Origin of the sequence: Tistlia consotensis USBA 355 (assembly GCF_900177295.1) — a bacterium.
Classification (GTDB): domain Bacteria; phylum Pseudomonadota; class Alphaproteobacteria; order Kiloniellales; family DSM-21159; genus Tistlia; species Tistlia consotensis.
Genome location: NZ_FWZX01000010.1, coordinates 127,075 through 145,112 on the forward strand (window position 1 = coordinate 127,075; position 18,038 = coordinate 145,112).

An 18,038-nucleotide genomic window follows, 5' to 3' on the forward strand; every position below is an offset into this window, starting at 1 on the left:
TCACTCCGTCAACCGGACGTCGATGCGGTCGCCGACGACGCGCACGGCATGCGGCTGCAGCTGCACCTCCGGTGCCGTCAGGCACTCGCCGCTTTCCAGCGAGTAGCGGAAGCCGTGATGGGCGCAGGTGATCAGGCCGGCCTCGATCTCGCCGTCGTCGAGCGGCAGGCCCAGGTGGGCGCAGGCGTTCTCGAAGCAGGTGACCCGCTCGCCGAAGCGCGACAGCAGGAGCGAGCGGCCCTCGAGCTCGACCGCGCGGGTCGCGCCGTCGGGCAGCTCGGCGAGGCGGACGGCGAGGCGCCAGCCGTCGCTGAGGCCGGCCGCGAAGGGCGAGGTGAAATGGACACTGTCCGAGGTGCCGCCGCCCAGGCTCTTGACCTGCCGGACCTCGACGATCTCCGGCACGCCCTCCCGGATCGCCTTGGTCACCCCGGCATGGAAGGTCAGCATTGAGGCCGGGCAGCCGTCGCAGGCTCCGAGGAAGCGGACCTCGGCCAGCGGCGGCTCGACCGAGACCAGTTCGACGTCGCCGCCGTGGCCCGCCAGTGTCGGCCGGATGCCGTCCAGCGCCGCCTCGACCCGCTCGAAGACCGAGGGCTTCAGGATGCCGTGGCGGCGCAGCACGGCGTAGACGACCTCGTCGGCCGCCGCCTCGCGCAGCACAGCGGCGCTGCCGGGCAGGTCCTTGAGAGCCCGGATCAGCCGCCGGAAAGCCTCGGCGTTGAGCGCGTCGACGGCTCGCACGCGGGCCTCGGCGGCCCGGCGCTGCGCCTCCGGCCAGTCGTCGCCCAGCGCCTCCAGGGCCGCGACGTCGCGCAGCAGCGCGTCGAGGCCCCGCTCCTCGGTCTGCGCTGACGCGACGCTCTCGGCAGGCCGGGCCATCGCGGTCACGCGTACTTCAGGTCTTTGAACAGGAACGGCTGCAGGAAGCCGCTGACCGCGCCGCCCGCGGCGGCGGCGGCCCAGAACGGCGCGACCTGGCCAACGACGATCACGACCAGGGCGCCGGCCGCCGCGCCGAGGACGAGCTGGCGCATGACCTTGGCGTTGTCGCGGAACAGCCTGCCGGTGAAGAACAGCCGCGCCGAATCGAGAGCCGTGCTCAGCATCAGCCTGCCCCCCGCAGCAGCAGAAGGACGACGAGACCGACGGCGACCCCGGCCGTGCCGCTGAGGAAGCCGTAGAGCCCGCCCATATAGGCCGCGAGCTCGCCGCCCAGGGCCGATGCGCCGATGCGCAGGCCGGAGAGCGCTCCCGCGGCGATCGCCGCCGCGATGCCGACGACCAGGCCGATGATGAAGACCGCAACTGCCATGTCCTACCTCTTGCTTGCGCCGGCCGACCGCCGGCCCGGGGGATAGGGAATCACGCCGCGCCGTTGGCCTGCCGTGCCGGCGGCACCGCTTCGGCCGTCAGCTCGTCGACCGCCGCCGCGACGGCGGCCGCCTTGTCCGGCTCGCCGAACCGCTCGAAGATCGCCAAAGCCTCGCGATAGAGCGCGAGCGCCGCGGCGACGTTGAGCGGATTGCCGGCCTCCGGCCGGGCCGGGTCGTCGGGCAGGTTGGCCAGGCAGTTGGCCTTGTTGGCGATGGTATTGGCGTATTCGCCGGGCGCGCCGCGCGGCGTCCTGACCTTCAGCGCCTCGTCGTAGGCCTCCAGCGCGCGCAGGCCGTTCTCGACCCGGTGGCTCGACGAGACGTACTGCAGCGCGTTGCCGAGATTGTTCTGCAGCATCGCGTACTCGGAGGGATGGTCGACCAGGGTGACGACCTTCAGCCCCTCCTCGAAGGCCTGCACCGCCAGCGCCTCGCGCATCTTCGAGCGCTCGTCGGTGAAGGGGATCGAGAGGAAGGCGGTTGCGAGGTTGTTCTGCAGGATCGCGAACTCCTTCGGGTGCCGCTTCCTGTCGAAGGTGCGCAGGGCCCGCTGATAGGCACCGATGGCGTCCTGCATCCGGGCCCGGCCGAGGCCGGCCAGGCTCTGCAGCGCGAGGCCGAGGTTCATCTCCGCCTCGGCGATCTCCTCGTCCAGCCCCTCGCCGGCCAGGACACCGAGCGCCGCCTGGAAGGCGTCGCGGGCCTGCTCGATCGGCTCCGGGCCCTCGGCGGGCGTCGCCAGCAGGGCCGTACCCAGGCGGGCGCGGATGCGGGCCGCCAGCAGCGGCAGGTCGTCCGGGCAGATCTCGAGGGCCTTGCCATAGAGCTCGACGGCGGCTTCGAGATCCTCGACCGCCCGCGGCTTCTGCTGCAGCCCCATGGCGATCTCCATCAGCATCTCGGCCTTCTCGGCCGCCGACGCCTCGGCCTCCTCGACGGCGCGCAGGGCGGCCCTGACCTGATCCCCGGTTCGGCTGCGTGCGGCCATCTCCGCTGTCCTCCCCTCGCGGCGCCTTCTGGGGCGCTGCGTAAGATTGTTGTCAGAAAGTAAAGCCGAGTGGCAGAAAGCTGTCTATCTCTTTTTGCATTTGAAAACTAAGTTTGCAATTTCTGGATCGGCAGCTCGACGACCAGCGCACCGGCCTCGCTGGACCAGCGCGCCTCGAGCCCCTGCGCCGCCCAGGCGCCCAGGCCCGCGGCAAGGAACAGATCGGGCGCGGCGGCGACGCGGTCGCCAGCGGCGTTGCGGATCTTCAGGAGGCAACCGCCCGCCGCCGCTTGGCGCACCGGCAGGACCTGCAGGGCGCCGCCGCGGATCAGCAGGACCACGGCGTCGACGCCGCGGAAGTAGGTCTCGGCGAGCGCCGCCGGCAGGTAGACGGCGCCGTCGCGCACCTCGACGCGTGCGGTCACGCGACCGCCCCCGCACCGCCCGCTTCCGCCAGGCGGGCGATGCGCTCGGCCACGCTCTCGGCGGCGGCGGCCACGGCGGGGCTGAGCCCCAGCCCGAAGTCGAGCGAGGCCGCCTCGATCAGGAACACCCGGACCTGGGCCGGAAAGCCCTCGCCGTAGAGCTTACGCCCGGCATAGAGCGCGTGGTCCCAGCGGAAGTCGTGCAGGTTGAAGCTCTGCGGCGGCGGTGCCGCCAGAACCTCGCCCGGCACCTCGTAGACCGTTCCCGGCGCGCCTTCCGGCCGGCGCGCGTCGACGATGACCAGGCGCGCGGCGCCGCGCGCGCGGTAGATCACCGCCATGCCGTCGGTTCCGGCGTCGAACAGCGCGACTCCGGCCGGCAGCGACCGCCGCTTCAGCAGCGAGACGACCTGCGGGCCGGCGCCGTCGTCGCGACGGTTGGGATTGCCGCAGCCGATGATCGCCAGGGCCGGCGCGCTCATATCCGCCAGAGCCGGCACGACCAGGTCGGCTCGACCGGGATCATCAGCTCCGGCAGCTCGCAGAAGCGCCGGTGCACCAGGTAGTACATGCAGGTCTCGCAGGGCTGATCCAGATCGTCGGCCTCGATCGGATGGTCGGTGACGCCGGCGACGACCAGCTTGGCCACGAGGTCGTCCTGCGCCTCGCTGCGCAGGCGCCCGACGATCTCGTTGACCATCTCCGAGCTCCCGGCGCGCGGCCAGGCCTCGGTCTCCAGGCCGCCCTTCAGCTTCGCCGCGATCTCGGCGCGCAGGCGCTCGTCCCCTTCGCCGCCCGCGGCCGGCTCGGTCTCGGCCATCGCAGCCTCCTCAGATCCGCCACAGCCGGCACCACCAGTCCGGCTCGGCCGGCAGGCTGAGCTCGGGCAGATCGCACCAGCGCTTGTGGACCAGGAAGTACATGCACTCCTGACAGCGCATCTCCTCCTCGCCGTAGGGCTTCAGCAGCCAGCCGCTGATCACCAGCTTCTCGCGCAGCTGGTCGGCGCCCAGCGGGCGCAGCGTGTCGATGATCGCGGCGAACTCCCTGTCGGTCTCCGGGAAGGGCTCGACCATGGTCTTCAGCCCTTCCTTCAGCTGGTCCTCGATCATGCGCAGCAGCGTCGCGTGATCGGCCTCGGACGGCGCGACGCCATAGCGCGCGACGTAGGCCTCCCGCTCGGCGAGCGCCGGATCCTTGTTGAGAGCCCCGGGCATCGCGGCCTCCCCCGACATCGTTCTTCTTGTTTGCGGCGAGGCAGGGGGCCGACGCCCCCTGCCGGCCGATTTCATCACGCGGTACGGAAACGTGCCAGCTCCTCCCCGGTCCTGGCATCGTGCGCATGAACGGTGCAGACGAGGCAGGAGTCGTAGGAGCGGCAGACGTGGCCGACCTCGACCGGATCCGCCGTGTCCTTGATCGGCGTGCCGATCAGCGCCTCCTCGATCGGCCCGCGTTCGCCGTCGCTGGCGCGCGGACCGACGTTCCAGGTCGTCGGCGCGATGATCTGGTAGTTCTTGATCTTGCCGCCCTGCACGTCGATCCAGTGGCAGAGCGCGCCGCGGATCGCCTCGGTGGCGCCCCAGCCGCGGCCGTCCTTCTCGGTCGGCTTGATGTACCACTCGTCGCCGAGCCTGAGCTCGCGCAGGATCCGCTCGGCCTGGCGGTAGAGCTTGCAGAGCTCGTGCATCCGGGCGAAGTGGCGCAGCAGGATCGAGGCACCGCCCATCTTCCGGTACATGTCGAGGACCAGCGGGTCGCTGTGCTGCCAGGCCTCGCCGTGCGAGCCGCCGGCGATCAGCTGTCGGGCCAGCGGGCCGGCTTCCAGGCGGCCGTTCTCGGCGTGGCGCACGGCGGTGCACCAGGAGTACTTGCCCTCCGGATCGACGGCGTTCCTGCCGACCGGCGTCGTCGTCCGGTCGAAGGGGTGGACCTCGGCGGCCTCGTCGTACCAGGCGTGCATCATGTCCTCGCGGGTCTGGACCTGGTCCATCGCCTTGTGGCTGTCGCTGGCGCCGTCGTAGACGCCGGACTTCATGATCACCGCCGCGTTGCGGCCCTCGATCGTCGGCTTCTGGTAGCGGTCCTCGTGCGGCAGGTAGCCCCAGGAGACGTACTTGCCGTGGCCGCGGCCGTAGCGGTCGAGGCCGATCTCGCTGCCCATGCGCCAGTAGAGGCCGAGGTCCGAGTTGGCGTGCTCCGGCCGCTCGTCCAGCCAGGCCATGAAGTCGTCGTAGGACTGGATCTCCTCGTAGCGCTCCATGCTGCAGCCCAGCCACAGCGGCTCGATCCAGTTGCGGCGGAAGTGCTCGAGGATCGACCAGGCGCGGGTGACGTCGGTCAGGGTCGGCGAACACATCACGCCGCCGGGCACCATGTAGGAGGAGTGCGGCCACTGCCCGCCGAGCAGCGCGTAGATCTCGACCGGGCGGCCGGAGATCGTGACGCCGGCCTCGTAGGAGCTGCCGGTGAAGGGCGCGTAGCGCCTGGCCGCCTCCTCGAAGAACTGGCTGTGGCCGTAGTTCTTGTTGGTGAAGTCGATCATGAACAGGCCGTAGTGGTGGCGCGGCAGCGACTGGATCGACTCGACCAGCTGGCCGAGATTGCGGGCCAGGATCGCGTTGCGCGGCACGGTCGTGCCCCAGGCGGTGTCCAGCGCCCAGGCCGCGCAGGTCAGGTGCGAGGCGCCGCAGATGCCGCAGGCGCGCGGCGTCACGACCAGCCCGGCCTGCGGGTCCTTGTCGCGCAGGATCAGCTCGAAGCCGCGGAACAGCTCCGCGTGGGTCCAGGCGTTCGTGACGACGCCGTTCTCGATGTCGACGCGCACGTCGAGGTCGCCTTCGACCCGGCCGACGGGCGAGATGTCCAGGGTCTGAACCGCTGCAGACATGAGTGAATCCTCCCCGATTTCGTTGTTCAGACGACGAAGATGTCGTCTTCGGCCCAGGCGGGGGCTGCCCCCTTCGCCGCGGCGGTCAGCTTGACGTAGCCCTTCTTGTCGACGCCCTCGGGCAGATCCTTGGGCACGCCCATGACGGTCTGGGTCTTGAAGACCGTGCCCGGTGCGAGGTCGAAGAAGGGGAACTCCGGCTCGGTGCAGCCCATGCAGGGCATGCCGGCGCGCGTCTTCGAGGACACGCGGTTCCAGAGGATCCGGTTGCAGGGGCTGTGGGTCATCGGGCCGCGGCAGCCGAGGTCGTAGAACAGGCAGCCCTTGCGCTGGCCGAAGGCGGTCGCCGAGACCTTGTAGGCGAAGTGCATATTCCGCGTGCAGCCGGTCTGGGTGAAGCTGGAGAAGAAGGTCTTCGGCCGCTGCAGCTCGTCGAGCGACAGGTCGCCGGCACGGCCGGTGGCGACCGCGACCAGGATCTGCGTCACCCAGTCGGGATGGGCCGGGCAGCCGGGGATGTTGATGACCGGCAGGCCGGCCTTCGAGGTGAAGCCGGCGCCGAGGGCGCCGCCGCGCTGGCGCTTCAGGAACTGCAGGCCCTGGCTCTCGGAGGGGTTCGGCGCGGTCGCCGGAATGCCGCCCCAGGTCGCGCAATCGCCGATGGCGACGACGAACTGCGCGGCGGCGGCCAGTTCCTGGGCCCAGAGCTTCATCGGCCGGCCGCAGAAGCGGTTCCACTCGCCGGTGCCGTTCGGCGCGTTCACCACCGTGCCCTCGAAGACGAAGATGTCGAGCGGAATCTCGCCCGACACGCACTTCTCCAGAATCGCCTTGACGTTGTCGCCGAGCTCGAGCCCGAGAGAGGGCTGCCACAGCACGTTGATGCCGAAGTCGGTCACGAGGTCGCAGGCGCTCGGCTCCTCGGCGTTCAGGAACGACATGGTGTTGCCGGAACAGGCTCCCCCCTGGAGCCACAACAGATTGGCCATCCTCTTCCTCCCTTGCTGCCTCGCGTCCGGGAAGACGGCACCGGACAGCGAGCGATCGGCTCTCTTCGCCTCGGCCGTCCAAGAGCAAAGGCCGTGCCAGGAAGGTCCGGCACGAGAGAGGCCATATTTTTCAAATGATTATAAGAAGCATGCCGAGCCGGCAGGCGCTCCGAGGCCCCCTTCTGCAAAGTAACTTTACGGGCAAGATTGCAAAGCTGCTTTGCGGCCGCCGCGCGGCCCGACGACCAGGCTCAGCCGTGCCGGTTGCCGCAGACCGGGCATTCGACCTCGCCGGCCCGGCCGTACCAGACGCCCCAGCAGCGGCTGCACCAGTGACCGCGCAGGCCGCGGTCCGTCGGATCGATCTGGCGGGCCAGGGGAGTCACGCCGAGTTCCTTGACCGGCCGGCTCCGGCTGCGGCCCGGCACGCGGGACTGGGGAAAGCGGATGACGCGGGGCGGGTCGTCGCTCACGGCCAGGTTCCCGGAATCGAGAGGGTCAGGCGTCGTTGAGACCGTAGCGCCTTATCTTGTTCGCCAGGCCGACGCGGGAAAGCCCCAGCTCGTCGGCCGCCCGGCTCTGGTTCCAATGGTGGCGCTGCAGCGACGCGGCGACGGCCTGCTTCTCGAGACTCTCGACCATCTCCTTCAGGCTGGCGCCGCTCGTCGCGAAGGGCATCGCCTCCGGCTTGTGCAACGGCACGCGCTCGAAGGCCAGGGAGAGGTGGCGCGCGGAGATGTAGCCGCCCTGCTCGGCAACCGCGACCATGCGGCGGATCTCCGTCTCCAGCTCGCGGACGTTGCCCGGATAGTCGTAGGCCTGCAGCTTGGCCAGCGCGTCCTTGGTGACGCCGACGACCCGCCGCCCGACCACGCCGGCATACTTCTCGATGAAGAACTCGGTCAGGGCCGGAACGTCCTCGGGACGCTCGCGCAGCGCCGGGATGTGCAGCTCGAAGCCCTTTAGGCGGTAGTAGAGGTCGCGGCGGAACTCCCCGCGCTCGACCAGCTTGTCGAGCGGCCGATTGCTGGCGGCGATGACGCGGACGTCGGCGTGGTAGAGCCGGTCCGAGCCGAGCGGCTTGACCTCGCCCTCCTGCAGGAAGCGCAGCAGGCTGACCTGGAAGCTCGGCGAGATCTCCGAGATCTCGTCCAGGAAGACGGTGCCGCCGTCGGCCGCGCGGAACAGGCCGAGCCGGTCGGCGACCGCCCCGGTGAAGGCGCCGCGCAGATGGCCGAAGAGCTCCGAATGCAGGGTGTCGTCCGACATGCCGCCGCAGTTCTGCACGTGCATCGGCGAGTTCATGCGCTTCGAGTTGAAGTGGATCGCGCGCGCCAGCAGCTCCTTGCCGGTGCCGGTCTCGCCCTGAATCAGCACCGGCAGCTCGGTCGCCGCCGCCTGCTTCGCCTCGACGCAGAGCTCGGCCATCTTGGCGCTGACGTAGACCAGCTTCTCGAACTGCGAGCGGCCGCCCTTCACCGAGAACTCCTCGTGCTCGGCGAAGATGTCGTCGTCCATCGAGATCTTCAGCTCGCGCGACAGCACCCGGTGGCGCCGCGACAGCTCGCTGAGCTCGAGCGCGCGCTTGGCGAGCAGCCGGATCAAGTCGGTCGGCACCGGCTTGATCACGTAGAGGTAGCTCGCGGCCCGGCGGGCGATCGCGGCGCACTTCTCGGCCGCGTCCGGCGCGCCGACCAGGACGCGCGCGACGTGCGGATGCGAGATGCGCGCGCCGACCAGCACGTTCGAGGCCTCGTCGGCGATCAGGTCGGCGTCGCAGACGACCAGATGCGCCTGCAGCGCGTCGAGCCGGGTCGCCGCCTCCTGCTCGCTGCGGCAGAGAATCAGCCGGTAGTCCGGATCCCCGCCCAGGGCCGCCGCCGCGCCGTCCAGGAGCTCTGCGTCGGCCGAGACCAGAAGGACTGTGTGCTCCGTCTGCATTGATAATATTCTTATCAATTTGAAAACCTGAAATGCAGTCTATCTTTTGATGCGACTCGGTCAAGTCGATCCCGTCCGGATCGCGGATGCCCCCCCGAGTCCGCCCCGGACCTCCGCTCGCGGATCGGCGGGATGGCATCGGCGCCACCGGCCCGCCGTCGGATTTCGTGAGCACGGCCGGAGACTTCTCGCCGATTGCCCCCGTGTGGTCGGTCTTCGGTGTGGCGTCCGCGCCCTGCCTCCATCCGTTCCGGGCCATCGGCAAGGCCGAGGAACGACAGGTCGTTCGCCACCGGCGATTTCGACCGTGACGGCGATGGGTCGATCCGTGGCAGCTTCTGCTTGGAACGGGCCGCAATAGGGCAGGAAATGCGGCCGCAAGCTGCTAGCCTTGCCGGAGCGCCCATGGGAGGAGCAGGAGCGTGCAAAGCGCGCCGACCATAACGCTGGACAGCTACGAGATCACCCTGTCGCCGATGACCCTCGGGGATGTGCCGCGCCTGCACGAGCTCTCGATCGGCGTCAACTGGCCGCACCGGCCCAAGGACTGGATGCTGCTCATCGAGCTGGGCGAAGGCTTCGTCGCCCGCGACGAGATCGGGCGCATCCTCGGCTCGGCCATGTGGTTTCCGATGGGCGAGCGGCTGGCCTCGATCGGCATGGTGATCACCTCGCCGCGCCTGCAGGACCAGGGCGCCGGCCGCTGGCTGATGGACCATATCCTCGAGCGGGTCGGCGCGCGCGGCAAGGTGCTGAACGCGACCAAGGCCGCCTATCGGCTGTATCTGTCCATGGGATTCGAGCCGCGCCAGACGGTCTATCAGTACAACGGCGTCGTCACCGCACTGCCGGACGGACCCGCCGCCGCCCGTCGGCTGCGCGAGGAGGACGCCGGGACGATCGTCGCGCTCGATGCCGCGGCCTACGGCGCGAGCCGCTCGCCCGTGTTCGAGCGGATCCTTCCGGTCTCGGAGGGAACGGTGATCGAGCGCGCCGGTCGCGTCTGCGCCTTCGCGCTGTGCCGCGAGTTCGGGCGCGGGCACGTCGTCGGCCCCGTCGTCGCGGAGACCGAGGAGGACGCCATCACCGTGATCCGGCCGCATGTCGCGGCTTTCAAGGGTCGCTTCCTGCGCATGGACACCCGCGCGGAGGACGGGCCGCTGCGCCGCTTTCTCGAAGCGTCGGGCATTCCCCTCTACGACACCGTCACGACCATGACCCGCGGCGAGGTGCCGCCGCCGGGGCCGGTGACGACCTACGGTCTGGTGAACCAGGCGCTCGGCTGAGCGGCGCGGTCGGACCGGTCAGAAGTCCGCGACCCTGCCCCAGGCGGAGCGGGCGAAGCGTGCAGGGCTGTAGGGCGCCGGGTCGAGGGCCGGCGCGGCGCCGGTGACGAGGTCGGCGATCATCTCTCCGGCGCCGGGGCCGATGCCGAAGCCGTGGCCGCTGAAGCCGGCGGCGAGGATGAAGCCGGGCAGCCGCGTGCCGCCGATCGCCGGCACGCCGTCGGGCGTGCTGTCGATGTAGCCGGCCCAGGCCGCCGTCACCCGGCTGTCCTGCAGGGCAGGCAGCAGCGCGCGGGCCCGGCCGACGGTCTCCTCGATCTGGCGGCCGTCCGGGCGCGGGTCGAGGATCCGCATGCGCTCCATCGGCGTCGGCCGGTCGAGCGCCCAGCGGCCGAGCGTTTCGTGGCCCGAGCGCAGGCCTTCCAGGCCGCCGGGGGCGAGCGATCCGCGACGCTTCAGGAACATCGGCACGAAGGTCGAGCCGAAGCGCAGCATCTGCAGCGTCGGATCGACCCGGGCCTTGCCTGAGATCGCCAGCGTGTGCGCGCCGTCGCTCCGGGCCGTGACCGAGACGCGGGCCGTGTGCAGCGCGTCCGGAATCCCCGGTGCGTGCGAAACGGCGAGGATCGAGGCGCGCACCGACGCCTGGGGAAAGCGCAGCCCGAGCTGACGGCAGAAGCTCGAGGCCCAGGCCCCGCCGGCCATCACTGCGACCGGGGTGCGAATCACCCCCCGCTCGGTCACGACGCCGCGGACGCGGCCGCCAGCCAGCTCCAGCCCGCGTGCCGCGCAGCCCTGGACGACGCGGCCGCCCCGCGCCTCGATCCCCTTGGCGATCATCGGCGCGGCCACCGCCGGGTCGGCGATGCCGTCGCTGGGCGAGAAGACGCCCCCCTTCCAGGTCTTGCCGGTCGCCTGGGCCCGTCCGGTCGCCTCGGCGGCAGACAGCATGTGGGTGACGACGCCCTCGCCGCGTGCGAAGTCGCGCCAGCGGGCCCAGCCTTCGATCTCGGCCTCGTCGTTCGAGAGATAGAGCAGGCCGCAACGGCGGAAGCCGATCTCGGGCCCGAGCTCCCCGGCCAGGCGGTCCCACAGGGCCAGGCTTCTCGTCGCCATGGGCAGCTCGCGGCGATCGCGGTTCTGCTGCCGGCACCAGCCCCAGTTGCGACTCGACTGCTCCGCGCCGATGCGGCCCTTCTCCAGCAGGACGACGTCGACGCCGCGCGATGCCAGAAAGTAGGCGGCGCAGGCGCCGACGATGCCGCCGCCGATCACGACGACGTCGGCAGCCGTCGGCGGCGCGGGAGCGGTTTCGATGGTCAGCAGCGGCGCCGGCATGGGATCTCCTTCCTGGAGAGACTAGCGGCACGGCAGCCGGCAAAGCTGCCGGAGGCCCGCCTCAGGCAGCATGAAATGCTGCAGACGGCGCCCCACGCGGCTTACCGTGCGCCGAAGACGCGCAACAAGCATGATTTTTGCGGGAGATCATGGAAGATACTAGCGTCGGCATATTATACGTTTTTCGTGCGGCAGAGGATGCGGGGGTCATGAAGCTGGACCGGATCGACATTCGGATTCTGCACGAGCTGCAGAAGAACGGCCGGATCACCAACGTGGAGCTCGCCGATCTCGTGCACCTGTCGCCCAGCCCCTGCCTGGCGCGCGTGAAGAAGCTGCAGAAGGCCGGATACATCACCGGCTATGCCGCGCAGATCGACATCGCCAAGCTGGGCCCTTCCATCACGGTCTTCACCGAAGTCACGCTGAAGAACCACCGCAAGATGGACTTCGAGCACTTCCAGCGCGCGGCCGAGAAGGTGGAGGAGATCGTCGAGTGCCACCTCATCTCGGGTGGGTACGACTACCTCCTGAAGTTCGTCACCGGCAGCATCGGCGACTATCAGGCGCTCTTGGAACGGCTGACGGACATGGACATCGGCATCGACAAGTACTTCAGCTTCGTCGTGATGAAGTCGCCCTTCGTCAAGGCGCACCTGCCTCTGAGAACGCTCTTCCCGATGTGACGGCGGCTCAGGCGACGGTCGCCGGCACGCTGTCGAGCCAGCCGGTGTCGAGCTTGGGCACCGAGGCGAAGAGCAGCTTCGAATAGGCGTGCCGCGCCCCGTCCGGGAGCTGGTCGGCCGTCAGGTTCTCGACGACCTCTCCCTTGTACATGACCATGACCTCGTCGCAGATCGCCTGCACGGTCGAGAGGTCGTGGCTGATGAAGATGTAGGACAGGTCGAGCTCGCGCTGCAGCTCCTTCAGCAGCTCGATCACCGCCGCCGCGACCACGCTGTCGAGGGCGGAGGTGATCTCGTCGCAGAGGACGACGGCGGGCTCCGCCGCCAGGGCGCGGGCCAGATTCACGCGCTGCTTCTGCCCGCCGGACAACTCGCCCGGCAGCCGGTGCCTCAGCGCGCGCGGCAGCCGCACCATGTCGAGCAGCTCGTCGACCCGCGCCTCGCGGGCGCGCCCCTTCCGGCCGTGGTAGAAGGTCAGCGGCCGGCCGACGATGTCGGCGACGGAGCGCGCCGGATTGAGCGCGGTGTCGGCGAGCTGGAAGACGATCTGCATCCGGCGCAGCTCGTCCTTGCTGCGGCCGCGCGCGCTGGCGGCCAGCTCGCGGCCGTCCAGCTGCACGCGGCCGGAGGCCGGCGGCAGCAGGCCGGCGATCACCCGGGCCAGCGTCGACTTGCCGGAGCCGCTCTCTCCCACGACCCCGAGGTTGCGGCCGCGCTCGAGCCGGCAGCTCACCTTCCTGAGTGCGACGCTGAACGGCAGGCCGTCCTTGCCGAGCGGGCCGTAGCCCGCGACAAGGTCCTTCACCTCCACCACCGGGCGGGGCGGGCGGTTCGCAGCGCCGGCCGGGGCGTCTGAGCGAAGCGGCTCGAAGGCAGCCAGGAGCTCCCTGGTGTAGGGATGGCGGGCGCAATGGAGAATGGCCTCGGTCGGCCCCTCCTCCTGAACCTCTCCCCCCTTCAACACGACGATCCGGTCGGCGATCTGCGCGACCACGGCGAGGTCGTGGGAGACGTAGACGCCGCCCATGCTGCCCTGCTTCATCACGGTCTTGAAGGCGCGCAGCACCTCGATCTGGGTCGTGACGTCCAGCGCCGTGGTCGGCTCGTCGAAGATCACCAGCCGGGGCCCGCCGATCAGCGCCATGGCTGCCGCCAGGCGCTGCAGCTGCCCGCCGGACACCTGATGCGGGTAGCGGTTGCCGATCGTCTCCGGCTCCGGCAGGGCCAGGGCGCGGAACAGCTCCACCGCCTTGGCGCGGGCGGCCGCCATCGGCATGAGGCGATGGATCCGCGCGACCTCGACGACCTGGTCGATCAGGCGCTGGGCCGGATTGAAGGCGGCGGCGGCGCTCTGGGGAATGTAGGCCACCTCGGTGCCGCGCAGCTGCTGGCGGCCGCTTTCCGGCATGGCGACGAGATCGCGCCCGGCGAGCTCGACCGTGCCGCCGGTGATCGTGCAGCCGCTGCGGGCATGGCCCATCAGGGTCAGGGCGATGGTGGTCTTGCCCGAGCCGCTTTCGCCGATGAGCGCCGTGATCTCGCCTTCGGCAACGGTGAAGCTCACGCCCCTGATGATCTCGATGCGGCGCCCCGCGTCGGTCCTGGCCTCCACCTTCAGATCGCGCACGTCGACGAGGGGCATCTAGTCGCTCCGGTCGCGGATTCTGACCGGCAGATTGTCGATCAGCAGGTTGACGCTGATCGTCAGGCTCGCGATGGCCAGGCAGGGAAAGATGACGGCGGGGGCGGCGAAAGGCAGGCCGCCGAGGTTCTCCCGGACCAGGGAGCCCCAGTCGGCGTAGGGCGGCTGGACGCCGAGGCCGAGGAACGACAGGCCGGACAGCAGCAGGACGATGAAGACGAAGCGCAGGCCGAGGTCGGCCAGCACGGGGCCGGCGATGTTGGGCAGGATCTCCTGGGTGATCAGGTAGCCGGTGCCCTCGCCCCGGGCACGGGCGACCGCGACGTAGTCCATGGTGTTGCTGTTGACCGCCAGGGCCCGGGCGAAGCGGTAGGAGCCGGGGGTGTAGATCACGGCGAGCACCAGGACGAGGACCGGGATGGACGAGCCGACCGCGGCGACGACGACCAGGCCGAAGAGCTTCGAGGGGATCGAGCTCAGCGCGTCCAGAAAGCGGCTCAGCAGGGTGTCGAACCAGCCGCCGATCACCGCCGCGGTCATGCCCAGCACGATGCCGGAGAAGCAGGCGATGCAGACGGCCGCCAGCGAGATGCCCACGGTGTAGCGGGCGCCCATCAGGATGCGCGAGAAGATGTCGCGTCCCAGGTAGTCCGATCCCATCCAGAGACGGGCGGAGACCGGGCCGTAGAAGTCGAAGTCGACGATCTCGCCCGGCGGATGGGGGGCGAGGTCCGGGCCGACCAGGGCGACGATGGCCCAGAACAGCACGATCGCCCCGGCCGCCAGGCCGACGGCGTTGACCTGGAAGCCGCTGCGGCGGCGAAGGGGCGGGTGCGACAGCACTACCGTCGAAGCCTCGGGTTGGACAGGATGGCGATGATGTCCGCTGCCGTGATCAGCGTCAGATAGCCGAAGCAGAAGATCATGGCACAGGTCTGGATCAGCGGCAGGTCGCGCGTCGCGACGGCGTCGACCATCAGCTTGGCGATGCCCGGATAGTTGAAGATCGTCTCGACGATGATCACGCCGCCGAGGAGATAGGAGAGCGACAGCGCCATGGCGTTGACGATCGGGCCGATCGCGTTGGGCAGCGCGTGGTGCAGCACGATGCGGGAGCGGGAGGCGCCCTTCAGCAGCGCCATCTCGACGTAGGGCATCTTCAGCGCATCGATCACGGCCGCGCGGGTCATCCGGATCATCTGGGCCGAGATCACGCAGCAGAGCGTGATGACCGGCATGGCGAAGATCCTCAGCAACTCGCCGAAGCTGGCCACGTCGTTGGCGAAGGACAGCGCCGGCAGCCACTTCAGCCAGACCGCGAAGACCAGGACCGCCATGGTGGCGATCATGAACTCGGGCACGGAGATGACCGCGACGATGGTCGTGGTCACCACCCGGTCGTAGAGCGTGCCCTGGTACATGGCCGCGGTGATGCCGAGGAACAGGGCGGTGGGCACGGCGATGACCGTGGTCACGGCGGCCAGCTGCAGGGTGTTCATCAGCCGCCCGCCGATCAGCCCGGCGATCGGCATGTGGTTCGCGTAGGAGGTGCCCAGGTGCCCCTGGGCAAGGCCGAATAGCCAGTGCGCGTAGCGCAGCAGCGCCGGCTCGTTGAGATGCATCGCCTCGCGCAGCCCGGCCACGGCCTCCGGCGTCGCCGCCTGCCCGAGCAGAATCTGCGCGACGTCGCCGGGCAGCATCTCGGTCGCGCCGAACACCACGAAGGAGACGATCACGAGCGTGATCAGCGCCACGCCCAGCCGGCCCAGAACCAACAGTGTGATCTGCCCCGTCATCCCCGGCGAGTCTCAGCAAGAGAAACGGGGGCCGGCGACAGCGGCTGCCTCCGGCCCCGGCGTGCGCGCAACGTCAGGCGTCCAGCCAGACGTACTCAGCCATGGCATAGCCCATCTGGCCGCCCAGCGGATTCGGCTTCAGGCCGTGCAGCCTGGTCGTCTTGGCGTCGACGTTCGACAGGAAGACCGGGATGGCGGTGCCGGCCTCGTTGGAGACCATGACCTGCATCTCGTCGTAGATCGCCTTGCGCTTGGCGAAGTCGAGCTCGCCGCGGGCCTCGGCCAGCATGGAGTCGAACTTGCTCGACTTGTAGTGGCTCTCGTTCCAGGGAGCGGTCGAGTCGTAGAGCAGGGAGAAGAGAATGTCCGGCGTCGGCCGCGGGTTGATGTTGCCGAAATGGACCGGCGCCTTGAGCCAGTAGTTCGACCAGTAGCCGTCCGAGGGCTCGCGCTGGATCTCGAACTTCATGCCGATCTCGGATCCGGCCTGCTGCAGCACGGTCGCCATCTCGACCGAGGCGCTGGCCGCTTCCGAGGCCACCACCGGGATCGCCTGGCCCAGCAGCCCGGCCTTCTTGAACAGGGACCTGGCCTTCTCGGGATCGTAGGCGCGCGGCGCCAGCTCCGCGTTGTGATAGGCGTTCATCGGCGGGATCGGCTGGTCGTTGGCGACCTCCGCCAGGCCGCGCATGATCGACTTCTTGATCAGCTCCCGGTTCAGCAGGCACTTCACGCCTTCGATGAAGCCGGCCTTGTCGCCGGGGGACATGTCGAGGCGCATGTTCAGGTCGGTGTAGTTGCCGGAGGTCGACTTCACCAGGTCGACGCCCGACTGGCTCTCGACGAGGCGCATGGACTGCGGCTTGATCGAGGCGGCGAGATGGATGTCGCCGGACAGCAGGGCGTTCACGCGCGCCGTCTCGTCGGGGATGGCGAAGTACTCGAAGCTGTCGAGATGCGCGCCGCCGGGTTTGAAGTAGTTCTCGTAGCGCAGCATGTTCGACTTCACGCCCGGCTCGAAGCTCTCGAGCTTGAAGGCGCCGGTGCCGTTGCCGGCGCTGAAGTCGGTGGTGCCGTCGGCGACGATCATGAAGTGGTGCATCGCGAGGATGGTCGGCAGGTCGGCGTTGGCCGCCTGCAGCGTGACCTGCACCGTCAGCGGGCCCGTCGCCTTGATCCCGACCATCTGCTTGGCGATGGAGTTGACCTTCGAGCCGACGGCCTTGTCGAGGTGGCGCCGCAGCGAGAAGGCGACGTCGTCCGCGCTCAGCGTCTTGCCGTCGTGGAAGGTGACGCCGGACTTCAGCTTGACCGTCCAGACCTTGGCGTCGTCGCTCTCGATCGCCTCTGCCAGCTCCATCTGCACCTTGCCGGCCTCGTCGAGGAAGGTCAGGCGGTTGTACAGCGCGCAGCAGCGCACGTAGTCGGTCGACAGCGAGGCCTTGGCCGGGTCCAGCGTGTCGGAGGTCGAGGACGACCAGCCCGCCGCCCTCATGTGGCCGCCCCTGACCGGCGTCTCGGCCAGGGCGCTCGTCGCCCGGGCGAGGATCGTGCCGCCGGCGGCGAGGCCCACGCCGCCGGCCAGCAGCAGGCGGAAGATGTCACGTCGGGTGGCGCCGCGGCGCAGCGCGTTCGCGACCATCGCGTCGTCGGCGAGGGTCCAGTTGGTGATGTCCCTGTTCGTCATGTTCGGTCCTCGTTGGTTGGTTCTTGTTCGTGTTGTTCTTGTCGCCCGCGGGGTCGTGCGGCGGCCTGCGGCGACGTCGGGGCGGCGACGTCAGGCGGCCGCGTCCTCGCAGGCCCGGGCGAGCGCGGCCAGCGAGGTGAAGTGGAATCGGGCCGGGTCCGCTCGGCGGGCTCGATGGTGCCGCCGTAGCCGGGGCGGTCGTGCCGGCGTTCGATCCAGCAGTTCGTCATGCCCAGCCGGCGCGAGACGCCGATGTCGTGGTACTGGCTCTGCGCCACGTGCAGGATGTCGCCGGCCTGCCCGCCCTCGCTCTCGACGAAAGCGAAGACCGTCCGGAAGAAGGCCGGATCGGGCTTCTCGGTGCCGGTGTCGTCGACCGTGAAGGCGGCGTGGAACGGGCGGCCGAGGGCGGCGTCGAACAGCTCGAAGGCCCAGCGCCGGGCGTTCGTCATCGCGATCAGGCGATGGCTCCGTCTCAGCTCCGCCAGGGCCGCGACGCTGTCGGCAAAGGGCTTCCAGTCGGAGACGGAGGCGCGCAGCCGGGCAGCCGACAGGGGATCGGCAGCCAGGCCCAGCTGCGGCGCGATGACCCCGTAGACCCGTTCGAGATCGTCGGGGAAGCGCAGCGCCTCGGGGTGGTAGCGGGCCGCGCGGTAGAGCGCGAGCGCCTCCTCGCCGTCCAGGCGGACGTCCTGGTCGCCGGCGACCGCCTCGAGGGCCGCGACCAGCCCGGCCTCGAAATCGATGAGCGTGCCCACGACGTCGAAAGTCATGTAGCGGAACGAGGCGAGTGGCTTTGCCATCGTGCAATGAGCCCCCTGTCCGTCACCTTCGATTCGGGCCGGCGAGGGCCGGTCCTTGGGCGGCATTTTCTGCCTTCGTCATGGGACGGTCTGGCGCCGCCTTGACCCGAGAACTTGGCAGCCTGATCCTGGCGCCCTCTATTTACTGTGCGTCCCTCGCGCGGTTCTTGGATGCCGAATACGTCCTCCGC

20 protein-coding genes are annotated in these 18,038 nt (G+C 69.8%); 2 read left to right on the plus strand and 18 right to left on the minus strand.

Annotated features, from left to right (window positions below; genetic code table 11):
* The 12 genes from B9O00_RS14175 to B9O00_RS14230 form a co-directional block, all read right to left on the minus strand.
* Window positions 1-882 (minus strand): NifU family protein, encoded by an 882-nt coding sequence (locus B9O00_RS14175; RefSeq protein ID WP_085123381.1) that lies wholly within the window; start codon window positions 880-882, stop codon window positions 1-3.
* A 5-nt stretch (window positions 883-887) separates the two neighbouring features.
* A complete protein-coding gene (locus tag B9O00_RS14180; RefSeq protein WP_085123339.1) occupies window positions 888-1,109 on the minus strand; it encodes a hypothetical protein in 222 nt (73 codons plus the stop codon).
* Window positions 1,109-1,315 (minus strand): hypothetical protein, encoded by a 207-nt coding sequence (locus B9O00_RS14185; RefSeq protein ID WP_085123340.1) that lies wholly within the window; start codon window positions 1,313-1,315, stop codon window positions 1,109-1,111. The genes B9O00_RS14180 and B9O00_RS14185 overlap by 1 nt, the downstream gene beginning before the upstream one ends.
* 50 nt (window positions 1,316-1,365) lie before the next feature.
* Complete coding sequence (locus B9O00_RS14190; RefSeq protein ID WP_085123341.1) at window positions 1,366-2,364, minus strand: tetratricopeptide repeat protein; 999 nt, start codon at window positions 2,362-2,364, stop codon at window positions 1,366-1,368.
* A gap of 107 nt (window positions 2,365-2,471) precedes the next feature.
* Window positions 2,472-2,789, minus strand: a complete 318-nt coding sequence (locus B9O00_RS14195) for a hypothetical protein (RefSeq protein WP_085123342.1) — start codon at window positions 2,787-2,789, stop codon at window positions 2,472-2,474.
* Window positions 2,786-3,271: a hydrogenase maturation protease gene (locus tag B9O00_RS14200; RefSeq protein ID WP_089229841.1), complete on the minus strand. Its 486-nt coding sequence runs from the start codon at window positions 3,269-3,271 to the stop codon at window positions 2,786-2,788. The genes B9O00_RS14195 and B9O00_RS14200 overlap by 4 nt, the downstream gene beginning before the upstream one ends.
* Window positions 3,268-3,609, minus strand: coding sequence for a hypothetical protein (locus B9O00_RS14205; protein ID WP_085123343.1), 342 nt, complete (start codon window positions 3,607-3,609; stop codon window positions 3,268-3,270). The genes B9O00_RS14200 and B9O00_RS14205 overlap by 4 nt, the downstream gene beginning before the upstream one ends.
* A gap of 10 nt (window positions 3,610-3,619) precedes the next feature.
* On the minus strand, window positions 3,620-4,006 hold the full coding sequence (locus B9O00_RS14210; protein WP_200808508.1) for a hypothetical protein: 387 nt from the start codon (window positions 4,004-4,006) through the stop codon (window positions 3,620-3,622).
* A 74-nt stretch (window positions 4,007-4,080) separates the two neighbouring features.
* Window positions 4,081-5,679: a nickel-dependent hydrogenase large subunit gene (locus B9O00_RS14215; protein WP_085123344.1), complete on the minus strand. Its 1,599-nt coding sequence runs from the start codon at window positions 5,677-5,679 to the stop codon at window positions 4,081-4,083.
* Window positions 5,680-5,705: 26 nt separating this feature from the next.
* The gene (locus tag B9O00_RS14220; protein WP_085123345.1) at window positions 5,706-6,668 is read right to left on the minus strand and encodes an NADH-quinone oxidoreductase subunit B family protein; all 963 of its coding nucleotides are present in this window, start codon (window positions 6,666-6,668) and stop codon (window positions 5,706-5,708) included.
* A 251-nt stretch (window positions 6,669-6,919) separates the two neighbouring features.
* A complete protein-coding gene (locus B9O00_RS14225; RefSeq protein ID WP_200808509.1) occupies window positions 6,920-7,141 on the minus strand; it encodes a hypothetical protein in 222 nt (73 codons plus the stop codon).
* Between the two features lie 25 nt (window positions 7,142-7,166).
* A complete protein-coding gene (locus tag B9O00_RS14230; protein WP_085123347.1) occupies window positions 7,167-8,609 on the minus strand; it encodes a sigma-54 dependent transcriptional regulator in 1,443 nt (480 codons plus the stop codon).
* 422 nt (window positions 8,610-9,031) lie between these two features.
* Between B9O00_RS14230 and B9O00_RS14235 the strand changes: the two genes are divergently transcribed.
* Window positions 9,032-9,895, plus strand: coding sequence for a GNAT family N-acetyltransferase (locus B9O00_RS14235; protein WP_089229840.1), 864 nt, complete (start codon window positions 9,032-9,034; stop codon window positions 9,893-9,895).
* A gap of 18 nt (window positions 9,896-9,913) precedes the next feature.
* Here B9O00_RS14235 and B9O00_RS14240 read toward each other — a convergent pair whose 3' ends face one another.
* A complete protein-coding gene (locus B9O00_RS14240; protein ID WP_085123348.1) occupies window positions 9,914-11,233 on the minus strand; it encodes an NAD(P)/FAD-dependent oxidoreductase in 1,320 nt (439 codons plus the stop codon).
* A gap of 209 nt (window positions 11,234-11,442) precedes the next feature.
* Between B9O00_RS14240 and B9O00_RS14245 the strand changes: the two genes are divergently transcribed.
* On the plus strand, window positions 11,443-11,919 hold the full coding sequence (locus tag B9O00_RS14245; RefSeq protein WP_085123349.1) for an Lrp/AsnC family transcriptional regulator: 477 nt from the start codon (window positions 11,443-11,445) through the stop codon (window positions 11,917-11,919).
* 7 nt (window positions 11,920-11,926) lie between these two features.
* Here B9O00_RS14245 and B9O00_RS14250 read toward each other — a convergent pair whose 3' ends face one another.
* From B9O00_RS14250 to B9O00_RS14270, 5 genes are all read right to left on the minus strand, one after another.
* Window positions 11,927-13,561, minus strand: a complete 1,635-nt coding sequence (locus B9O00_RS14250; RefSeq protein ID WP_085123350.1) for an ABC transporter ATP-binding protein — start codon at window positions 13,559-13,561, stop codon at window positions 11,927-11,929.
* The gene (locus tag B9O00_RS14255; protein ID WP_089229839.1) at window positions 13,562-14,404 is read right to left on the minus strand and encodes an ABC transporter permease; all 843 of its coding nucleotides are present in this window, start codon (window positions 14,402-14,404) and stop codon (window positions 13,562-13,564) included. It lies immediately after the preceding gene.
* Entirely contained in the window at window positions 14,404-15,357 is a 954-nt protein-coding gene (locus B9O00_RS14260) for an ABC transporter permease (protein WP_085123351.1), read from the minus strand. Before B9O00_RS14260 ends, B9O00_RS14255 begins: the two co-directional genes overlap by 1 nt.
* 73 nt (window positions 15,358-15,430) lie before the next feature.
* The gene (locus B9O00_RS14265) at window positions 15,431-17,044 is read right to left on the minus strand and encodes an ABC transporter substrate-binding protein (protein WP_085123352.1); all 1,614 of its coding nucleotides are present in this window, start codon (window positions 17,042-17,044) and stop codon (window positions 15,431-15,433) included.
* Window positions 17,041-17,847, minus strand: a complete 807-nt coding sequence (locus tag B9O00_RS14270) for an HAD-IA family hydrolase (RefSeq protein WP_322111227.1) — start codon at window positions 17,845-17,847, stop codon at window positions 17,041-17,043. The genes B9O00_RS14265 and B9O00_RS14270 overlap by 4 nt, the downstream gene beginning before the upstream one ends.
* Window positions 17,848-18,038 lie beyond the last annotated feature (191 nt).

Excerpts from the sequence above, each read along its gene's own strand:
- B9O00_RS14175 (WP_085123381.1), bottom strand. The coding sequence starts at position 882 with ATGGCCCGGCCTGCCGAGAGCGTCGCGTCAGCGCAGACCGAGGAGCGG.
- B9O00_RS14180 (WP_085123339.1), bottom strand. The coding sequence starts at position 1,109 with ATGCTGAGCACGGCTCTCGATTCGGCGCGGCTGTTCTTCACCGGCAGG.
- B9O00_RS14185 (WP_085123340.1), bottom strand. The coding sequence starts at position 1,315 with ATGGCAGTTGCGGTCTTCATCATCGGCCTGGTCGTCGGCATCGCGGCG.
- B9O00_RS14190 (WP_085123341.1), bottom strand. The coding sequence starts at position 2,364 with ATGGCCGCACGCAGCCGAACCGGGGATCAGGTCAGGGCCGCCCTGCGC.
- B9O00_RS14200 (WP_089229841.1), bottom strand. The coding sequence starts at position 3,271 with ATGAGCGCGCCGGCCCTGGCGATCATCGGCTGCGGCAATCCCAACCGT.
- B9O00_RS14205 (WP_085123343.1), bottom strand. The coding sequence starts at position 3,609 with ATGGCCGAGACCGAGCCGGCCGCGGGCGGCGAAGGGGACGAGCGCCTG.
- B9O00_RS14210 (WP_200808508.1), bottom strand. The coding sequence starts at position 4,006 with ATGCCCGGGGCTCTCAACAAGGATCCGGCGCTCGCCGAGCGGGAGGCC.
- B9O00_RS14215 (WP_085123344.1), bottom strand. The coding sequence starts at position 5,679 with ATGTCTGCAGCGGTTCAGACCCTGGACATCTCGCCCGTCGGCCGGGTC.
- B9O00_RS14220 (WP_085123345.1), bottom strand. The coding sequence starts at position 6,668 with ATGGCCAATCTGTTGTGGCTCCAGGGGGGAGCCTGTTCCGGCAACACC.
- B9O00_RS14230 (WP_085123347.1), bottom strand. The coding sequence starts at position 8,609 with ATGCAGACGGAGCACACAGTCCTTCTGGTCTCGGCCGACGCAGAGCTC.
- B9O00_RS14240 (WP_085123348.1), bottom strand. The coding sequence starts at position 11,233 with ATGCCGGCGCCGCTGCTGACCATCGAAACCGCTCCCGCGCCGCCGACG.
- B9O00_RS14245 (WP_085123349.1), top strand. The coding sequence starts at position 11,443 with ATGAAGCTGGACCGGATCGACATTCGGATTCTGCACGAGCTGCAGAAG.
- B9O00_RS14250 (WP_085123350.1), bottom strand. The coding sequence starts at position 13,561 with ATGCCCCTCGTCGACGTGCGCGATCTGAAGGTGGAGGCCAGGACCGAC.
- B9O00_RS14260 (WP_085123351.1), bottom strand. The coding sequence starts at position 15,357 with ATGACGGGGCAGATCACACTGTTGGTTCTGGGCCGGCTGGGCGTGGCG.
- B9O00_RS14265 (WP_085123352.1), bottom strand. The coding sequence starts at position 17,044 with ATGACGAACAGGGACATCACCAACTGGACCCTCGCCGACGACGCGATG.
- B9O00_RS14270 (WP_322111227.1), bottom strand. The coding sequence starts at position 17,847 with ATGGCAAAGCCACTCGCCTCGTTCCGCTACATGACTTTCGACGTCGTG.